At 75.5% G+C, this 2,532-nt stretch carries 2 protein-coding genes; one reads left to right on the plus strand and one right to left on the minus strand.

Features of this window, described 5'->3' with window-relative positions; translation table 11 throughout:
* A partial coding sequence (locus ACFQ3T_RS35895) for an AAA family ATPase (protein ID WP_380730492.1) occupies nt 1-2,263 on the minus strand: 2,263 nt, incomplete at its 3' end.
* A gap of 118 nt (nt 2,264-2,381) precedes the next feature.
* Here ACFQ3T_RS35895 and ACFQ3T_RS35900 point away from each other — a divergent pair.
* A partial coding sequence (locus tag ACFQ3T_RS35900; protein WP_380730495.1) for a P1 family peptidase occupies nt 2,382-2,532 on the plus strand: 151 nt, incomplete at its 3' end.

Here is a 2,532-nt window from a genome sequence, read left to right on the forward strand (position 1 = left end):
GCACGGCCAGTCGCGTGTCACGCGCGCGGGCGGCGGCGCCGGCGAGGGCGGACGGGGTGGTGATGCCCGCGTAGCGGCGGGCACGGGCGGCGAGTGGTTCGGCGGCCTGCGAGTCGTCGGCCGCGGCGGTGAGGGCCGGCGACGACGCGGGGTGCAGGAGGAGGCCGGGGTCGGTCTCGACCTCCGTCAACCGGCCGGCGTCGGCGGCGTGCGCGGCGGCGTGGCGGAACAGGTACGGCTCGGCGGCGTCCCAGTCCCGGCCGTCCGGAGCGCCGAGGGACGACAGCAGGGCGTCCAGCAGCGCGCTCGCGACCTCCGGCGACGGCGTGGCCAGCGTGTCCGCCAAGCCCTGGTGGAACAGCCGGTAGACGTTGCTGCGGTCGGTGTCCATCGACTGGCGCAGGTAGAACCTCGCGGCGGTCAGCACGGCGCGGATCTGCGCCGTGGTCGGCCGCGGCGTCGGCCGGTCCGCGTCGGCGAACACGTGCGCGATCCGGGTCAGCACGGACACCGGCATCCCGGCGCCCCGCGCGTGCGCCAACGCCGTCATCACCGGGCGCAGCCAGAACTGGCCGCTCTCCAGCTCCAGGTCGAGTTCCAGCACCCCGCGCAGGTCGGTGGGCACGCGCCGGCCGAGGTCGCCGGCCGACGCCGGGTCGGTGACCACGCGCTCGGCGTTCGCGGTGATGAAGTGCCTGGTGTACAGGCCGGCGACGAGGAACGGGCCCCACTTCCGCCGCCCGTCGGCGTCCGGGGCGGCCAGCACGCTGGCGACCGCGTGGGCGAACGCGCCGACCACCCCGCCGTCCTCGCGGTACTCGGCCGTGGTGCGCAGCAGGCGGCTCACGTAGTGGAAGAGGTTGTCCTCCAACACCCACCGGTCGACCTGGTCCAGGTCCACCAGCCACGCCCGCTCGAACAGCGGCGCGAACGCGTCGTACCGGCGCACGCCCACCAGCAGGCGGACCGGCGTGCCGGGCGCGTCCGGGTCGGTCAGCGGCAGCAGCAGACCGGTCACCAGGCTGTCCGGGTCGTCGGCCTCGTCCAGCGCGTCCAGCACGAGCACCGGTCGGACTGACCGGTCGCGCAGCGCGGTCACCAGGTCGGCGGGTGTGGAGTTCTCGGGCAGGCCGAGCTGGCGGGCGATCGACGCCGCCACGGCCGCCAGGCCGCGCTGGCGGGCGTGCACCGCCGCCAGGTCCGCCACCGGCAGCGGCGGCTGCGCGACGTCCTCCCAGATGGGCCTGGTCGCGTCGCGCAACGACGGGCTCGCGGCGCACACCAGCACGCCGAGCAGCGCGGACTTCCCCGCGCCCGGACTGCCGGTGACCACGCACAGCGGCTCGTCGCCGACGTTGAGCCACGGCGAGATCCGCCGGAGTTCCCGGTCGCGGCCGGTGAAGCAGCCGACCAGCCCGGAGCCGGTGTCGGTCAACCTGCCCAGGCCGGTGGCCCGCTCCAGGAAGTGCCGGGCGTCCAGCCCCTCGTCGAGGTCGTCGAGGAACGGCAGCACGCCGGGGTCGACGGAGGCGCGCAACCTCGACCGCGATCCGGGGTCGTAGGCGGGGTTGGGGAAGAACGCGGGCTCGACGTCCGCGCTGATGTCCACGAGGCTCGCGGTGACCTGCTGCGGGAACGCGTCGTCCGCCTCGGCCCGCCGGTTCACCTCCTGGCGGATGGCGCGGGCGACCGTGGTCAGCGGCACGTGCGGCATGCTCGGGTCGATGTCCAGCTCACCGGTCGCCACCGCCTCCAGCACGGTGACCACGGCGTCGGTGAACCGGCCGTCGTAGGCGGATTCCGCCGGTCCGCACGCGGCGATCACCCAGCCCCGCAGGGGTCGTTCCAGCCGGACCTGCCACGGTAATCGGGCGGACGTGCCCGCCGAGCACAGGTCGAGCAGGAACAGCGTCGGCGGCCGCTCGGTGGCCTGCTGCACGGTCAGCCAGTGCGCGACGCTCGTGTCGGGGTGCGGCCGCCCGTCGCTGCCCAGCGCGAACACGGTGGACCCGCCGTCGCCCTGCTCGCCGTGCGAGACGAGGTGCACCACGGCGAGGTCGTCGTGCCGCGCCCCGGTCAGCGTCCCGGTCACCAGGGCGCCCAGGTCGCCGCCGGACAGGGTCTCCTCCGCGACCGCGCGCACGTCGTAGCCGAGGTCGGCAAGCGCTTTCCCGAGTCGTCGCACGTGGTCGGGCGCGAAGTCGAGGCGCTCGTGCCGCTCGAAGGCGGTCACCCCGATGGACAGCGCCCGACGTTCCGCCACCAACCGCTCCTCCGCCCCCGTGCCGCCTTCTGGAACCGCGAACCCCGCTGCCCGCGCCATCGCCGGCTTCTCACCGGTCGTTACGCGCCCGGACACCACCGGTCCGTAACATCGGCGCGTGCGCAATTCGATCACCGACGTGCCCGGCGTGCGCGCGGGACACGCCACGCGGGCCGGTGGCGGTGCGCTGACCGGCACGACGGCCGTCCTGTTCCCGCCCGGCACGCGCGCGACGGTGGACGTCCGCGGCGGAGGGCCCGCGACGCGCG

The sequence above is a fragment of the Saccharothrix hoggarensis genome (assembly GCF_042678885.1).
Classification (GTDB): domain Bacteria; phylum Actinomycetota; class Actinomycetes; order Mycobacteriales; family Pseudonocardiaceae; genus Actinosynnema; species Actinosynnema hoggarensis.